This is a genomic window from Rhodococcus sp. IEGM 1241, assembly GCF_033142365.1.
Taxonomy (GTDB): domain Bacteria; phylum Actinomycetota; class Actinomycetes; order Mycobacteriales; family Mycobacteriaceae; genus Rhodococcus_F; species Rhodococcus_F erythropolis.
In genome coordinates, this window is record NZ_JAWLSE010000040.1 from 1 (window position 1) to 5,338 (window position 5,338).

Consider the following 5,338-nt stretch of genomic DNA (forward strand, 5'->3'; position numbering starts at 1 on the left):
ACACCCCGAAACATCCCGCCGCCGGCACCCCCCGGATCGAGCGAACGGCACGTTCGTCGCCTCAGATCGACCGAACGCCCCGTTCACACCATCATGAGCGGGAGCACGACTGAGGACGACGGGCGCTTTGCCCTGATCACTCGATGCCGTCGGCGGTGGCAGTTGCATACTTCGGCCGGCCAGTGGGCAGATACCGCTGGATCGTCACGCCTTTTGGAGTGGCTCGCGATTCGGCCAGTTCGAGTGCGATATCCGGTCCGGTGTCGGGAAAGAGTCGCGTGCCCTGGCCTACGACCACCGGAACGATCAGCAGGATCATGTCGTCGACGAGATCGTTCGCGAGAAGCCAGCGGCACAATTCGCCACTGCCGTGCACCTGAAGCTCGCCGCCGGGTCTGGCTTTCAGTTCGCCGATCGCTGCGGCGGTGTCACCTGAAAGGGCCGTGGTGTTCTTCCATTGCGGATCGGTGACCGTTGTCGAGGCAAGATACTTGGGCCGCGTATTCAAGGCGCTTGCGATCGGGTTGACCTCTGGATTCTCGAACGCGCCCCAATAACCGGCGAAGATTTCGTAAGTCCGCCGACCGAACAGGAAGGCGTCGGCGCGCTGGTAGACCTGGACAAGGTAAGATATGGCTTCTGTGTCCACCAGTGGCGCGGACCATCCGCCACGTTCGAATCCGCCGCGTCGATCTTCGTCCGGCCCACCGAGTCCTTGCATCACCCCGTCGAGAGTGACGATGGTAAATGTCGTCAGTTTCATAGTCGTACCCATCTCCCCGGCATCGTCGGATTTCCGCTGTTTCGATATAGACCGTCGGGAAGCGGGAAAGTCATCGAGCGAACGTGGCGTTCATCGCCTTGGATCGACCGAACGTGCCGTTCGCTCAGGGTGGGCGGTGAGATCAGGGCTGAACGGGCACAGAGTCTGCCGGGGTGGTCTCGGACTCCAAGGCGTCGCAGGGAATCGCGAGCTCGGTCTGTTCGAGGCGGCCACGAAGGGTGATGTTCTCGGTGATCGACCACTGTGCGGCTTCGGCGCTGTCAGCGGCGGCCACAGCCCGTCCGGACGCGGCGAGGTTACCCGGAACCGTCTTGGCGACCTCGGACAGTCGCGCTGCTTCGTTGACGGGATCACCGATGACGGTGTACTCGAATCTTTCTCGCGCACCGACGTTTCCGGCAACGGCAATTCCCGCAGCGACGCCGATTCCCGCGCTCACCTCCGGAACTTCGGCACGCAGGCGCTGCTGAATCTTGCGGGCGGCGGCGAGTGCACTGCCGGCGTGATCGTCGAGTGTCGTCGGCGCTCCGAAGATCGCCAGCGCTGCGTCGCCCTCGAACTTGTTGACGAATCCGCCGTGTGCGTCTACCTCGTCGACGATGACGTCGAAGAATCGATTGAGTAGAGCGACCACCGCGGTAGGGGAGTTGGTGGCCGCGATCGTGGTCGAACCGATGACGTCGACGAAGAGGACGGCAACGTCTCGTTCTTCACCGCCGAGTTCCGGGTTTCGGCGAACCGCGTTTGCGGCAACCTCGTGTCCGACGTGACGCCCGAAGAGGTCGCGAATTCTCTCCCGCTCGCGCAGGCCCTCGGCCATGCGATTGAAGCCGGTCTGCAGCAGTCCCAGTTCGGTCCCGTCGTACACGACGACGGACGCGGTGAGGTCGCCACGGGTGACTTGTTCCATGCCTCGGCGTACGGACCGAATGGGGGCCGCGGCTGATCGGATGTTGATGTACGTCAGCCCGAGTCCGACGCACAGAGTGATCCCGCCGATGACGAGGATCGCGGTCGCGAGGGCTTGCCACGAAGCGGGTCGGATGAAGCTGAAGACCGCTACGAGCATCAAGCCGGTGACGGGGACTCCGCTTCCGAGCAGCCAGACGAGGATTGTCCGGCCGGTCAGTCCGAGAACGGCAGCCTTGCGGGGTGCTCCGGATTCGAGTGCACGCGCAGCAATCGGGCGGAGTGCGAACTCGCTGAGCAGGTAGCAGAAAGCGCAGGTGGTGATACCGCTGAAAGCCACGGTGAACAGAACTTTCGGAATGGTGTCGGGGTCGACGATTCCGTACATGGTCGTGAAGGTGATGAGCGCGGCCGTCCACAGGACGGCTTGCACTCGGGTCAGTCGCCACGGCCCGCGCAACGCCGCGCGTTGATTCTGCTCGGTTGGCCGGTGATCCTCGGTGGCCCACCGGAGATCCCTCATGAGGCGTTTGGTGCCCCACAGAAGTCCGATGAGAAAGACACACCCGATGAAGACGGGCACGGCAATAAAGTTGATCCACGCGAATTCGGGGTGGATGATCTCGGGTCCGGGAACCACGAATCCGACGAGCACGATCGCCAGCACCGCTCCGATCAGGTTGGTGACCAGGAGAGGGGCGGTGAGTAGTGCCTGGACGCGGATTCGGCGGCGCCTGGGGCTTTCGTCGGTGGATCCGAGCAGCCACGACCCCAGGGGCGCACTCGGGACACGGCTTCGCTGCATAGTGTGTCGAGAGTAGTCGTAATGATCGCTTAGGGTGGTCCGGTGCGCCTAGTTATTGCTCGTTGCCGTGTCGATTATGTGGGACGCCTGACCTCCCACCTCCCTACCGCAAGACGACTGCTGTTGGTGAAGGCCGACGGCTCGGTCAGCATTCATGCCGACGACCGGGCGTACAAGCCGCTGAACTGGATGAGTCCGCCGTGCTGGTTGGTCGAGACCACCGGCGACAGCGACGACATCCTGTGGGTCGTCACCAACAAGGCGGGCGAGGAGCTTCGGATCACTCTCGAAGAGGTCGAGCACGATTCGTCGTATGAACTCGGTCTCGATCCGGGATTGATTAAGGACGGAGTCGAGGCACACCTTCAAGAACTTCTGGCGGAGCATGTCGAGACACTCGGCCCCGGCTACACGTTGGTGCGGCGCGAGTACATGACGGCCATCGGGCCGGTCGACCTTCTGGTCCGTGACGCGGATGGTGCATCGGTGGCGGTGGAGATCAAGCGTCGCGGCGAGATCGACGGCGTCGAGCAGTTGACGCGGTACCTGGAGTTGCTCAACCGCGATCCTCTGCTCGCACCGGTTACGGGAGTTTTTGCAGCGCAACAGATCAAGCCGCAGGCAAAGACTTTGGCCAACGACCGTGGGATCCGTTGCCTGGTCTTGGACTACGAGGCCTTGCGTGGTACCGAAAGCACCGAGTTCCGACTTTTCTGACGCTGTTTAGACTCGAACCATGCCGCGCCGCAAACCTTCGCCGAAGCAATCCCGTCGAACGGATACTCGGCGTGCTCGGGATTCGAGCGCGGAATCGCAGTCACCCAGTGGTGTGTTGTTCGGCGGGGCGCTGGTCCGGGAGGAGCCAGGGCCGGGCGGTGAAATGTACATGGTGAGGCCGATACCCGGCTCCAACGCGACGAAGTTCTATCGCTGCCCCGGTTGTGATCACGACATCAGGCCCGGTGTCGCCCATGTGGTGACGTGGCCTTCGGAACCGGGCGGCGCGAACGAACGTCGACACTGGCACACCGGATGCTGGTCAGGCCGCGGAACTCGCAGCCTGACCAGACGGTGGTCCTGAGCGTCGATCAGTTCCGGGACTGGGCTCGCTGCTCGACGGCGCGGGTGTCGATCTCGGCGGTGTTGGTCTCGTCCGAGTCCTCGAGAACATCGTCTTCGTCGATACTCGGTTCTGAGTCGACCGGATCGGAGTCGGCCTTCTTGTCTTCGATCTCGAGATTTTCCTCGGCTTCGACGATGACCGGAGCGGGCGGTGCATCGAGGAGTTCGCTCTCCCGGTTGACCGATGCGAGCATGGCCGGAACCGAATCGAGTTGTCCCCGAATGCCCAAGAGCTGAGCCAGAATTCGACCACGGAGAACACGCAGTTCTTCGGTGAGTTCCTTCGCGTGAGCGATCTTGCGCTCGGACTGATCGGTGGCGGCCTGCAGCCTGCGCTGAGCCTCGTGCGACGCATCGGAGAGTCGACGCTCGGCCTCTGCCTTGCTCGACGACTCCAGGTCGTTGACGGCGGCGACGACCTTGGCGCGACGCTCGGACATCGAGATGTCGAAGTCTTCGCGGATCTGAGTGCGCTTGGCCTCGGACTCGGCAGCCAGGCGATCCCGCTCGGCCTGTGCGGCTTCGACGATCCGGGCGGCCTCGGTACGGGCCTGCGCCATGGTCTGCTCGTGCATGGTTTCCATCGCATTGCGACGGTCCTCGAGTTCGGCAATCAGCGACTCGTAGTGTCCGCGCAGGCGGGCGCCGTCCTGTTCGGCGATGGAGGTCATCTCGGCTGCGTCGGCCTCGGCCTTCGCGCGCACCTCCGAAGCCTCGTCGGAGGCAAGGCGCAGCATGCGGCTGATGCGATCGCTCATGCCCTCCGCAGTGGTGGGCGGTACCGAGAGGCGGTCGACGTCCTTGCGGAGGTCGTCGATGTCGTCGCGTGCATCGTCGAGCTGCTTGGCAAGGTCACGGGCCTGCGCAGCGGCAGCATCACGATCGGCCGCGGTAACTCGCAGCTCCGCGTCGAATCGCTCGAAGTAGTTACGTACCTCGTCGCGGTCGTATCCCTTCCGTGCGATCTGGAACGGAAGTTGGATCGAACCGCGGTCCTGCTCGTATGCCATGGCGACAATCTACCTGGCATACGAGCTGGAGTCGGGTCTGCTAGTGGCTCGCGTCGGGTTCGACCAGTTCCACCAGGACGCCGCCGGCGTCCTTCGGGTGAATGAAGTTGATGCGCGAGTTGGCCGTACCGCGCCGGGGAGCGTCGTACAGCAACCGAACACCGCGCTCGCGAAGCTCGGCGGAGATGGCGTCGATGTCGGTGACCCGGTAGGCGAGCTGCTGCAGTCCGGGGCCGCTTCGGTCGATGAACTTGGCGATGGTCGAGTTCTCGTCCAGTGGTGCGAGCAGCTGAACGGCAGTGGATCCGGCGGGGGAGCCGACGACGGAGAGCATGGCTTCGCGCACGCCCTGCGATTCGTTGATTTCCTCGTGGGTCGACACCATGCCCAGGTGCTGCGTGTACCACGCGATTGCCGCGTCGAGATCGGGCACCGCGATTCCGACGTGATCGATCGCGACGACGAGGTCGGACGACAAAGGTGCGAGTGCAGAACTGGGGGAGGTCTGTGTCATACCTTTCACGGTAGCGCTACCGTTTGAGGAGTACACGTCGGGATGTGACTTGGCTCTTAGGCCGCACGGAACCGACGACTATGTCTCTTTTGCAGCCGGAGGAAATCGTGACCAGTTCTGTGATTGTTGCGGGAGCTCGTACCCCGATGGGTCGACTCCTCGGATCGTTGAAAGACCTCTCCGGGTCCGACCTC

6 protein-coding genes are annotated in these 5,338 nt (G+C 63.3%); 2 read left to right on the forward strand and 4 right to left on the reverse strand.

Features of this window, described 5'->3' with window-relative positions; translation table 11 throughout:
- Nucleotides 1–136 precede the first annotated feature (136 nt).
- The gene (locus R4P70_RS32380; protein WP_317833804.1) at nucleotides 137–763 is read right to left on the reverse strand and encodes a dihydrofolate reductase family protein; all 627 of its coding nucleotides are present in this window, start codon (nucleotides 761–763) and stop codon (nucleotides 137–139) included.
- 142 nt (nucleotides 764–905) lie between these two features.
- Nucleotides 906–2,498 carry an adenylate/guanylate cyclase domain-containing protein gene (locus tag R4P70_RS32385; RefSeq protein WP_019749166.1) on the reverse strand — a complete coding sequence of 531 codons (1,593 nt, stop codon included), beginning with the start codon at nucleotides 2,496–2,498 and terminating at the stop codon, nucleotides 906–908.
- A gap of 42 nt (nucleotides 2,499–2,540) precedes the next feature.
- On the opposite strand from R4P70_RS32385, the gene nucS reads away from it, so the two are divergent.
- Together nucS and R4P70_RS32395 are read left to right on the forward strand one after the other, a co-directional pair.
- Entirely contained in the window at nucleotides 2,541–3,215 is a 675-nt protein-coding gene (nucS, locus tag R4P70_RS32390) for an endonuclease NucS (protein WP_003945160.1), read from the forward strand.
- Between the two features lie 19 nt (nucleotides 3,216–3,234).
- Nucleotides 3,235–3,579, forward strand: a complete 345-nt coding sequence (locus R4P70_RS32395; protein WP_020908287.1) for a hypothetical protein — start codon at nucleotides 3,235–3,237, stop codon at nucleotides 3,577–3,579.
- Nucleotides 3,580–3,586: 7 nt separating this feature from the next.
- On the opposite strand, the gene R4P70_RS32400 is transcribed toward R4P70_RS32395, so the two are convergent.
- Nucleotides 3,587–4,630, reverse strand: coding sequence for a hypothetical protein (locus tag R4P70_RS32400; RefSeq protein WP_029255700.1), 1,044 nt, complete (start codon nucleotides 4,628–4,630; stop codon nucleotides 3,587–3,589).
- A 40-nt stretch (nucleotides 4,631–4,670) separates the two neighbouring features.
- Nucleotides 4,671–5,144: a methylmalonyl-CoA epimerase gene (mce, locus tag R4P70_RS32405; RefSeq protein WP_020723660.1), complete on the reverse strand. Its 474-nt coding sequence runs from the start codon at nucleotides 5,142–5,144 to the stop codon at nucleotides 4,671–4,673.
- Nucleotides 5,145–5,338 lie beyond the last annotated feature (194 nt).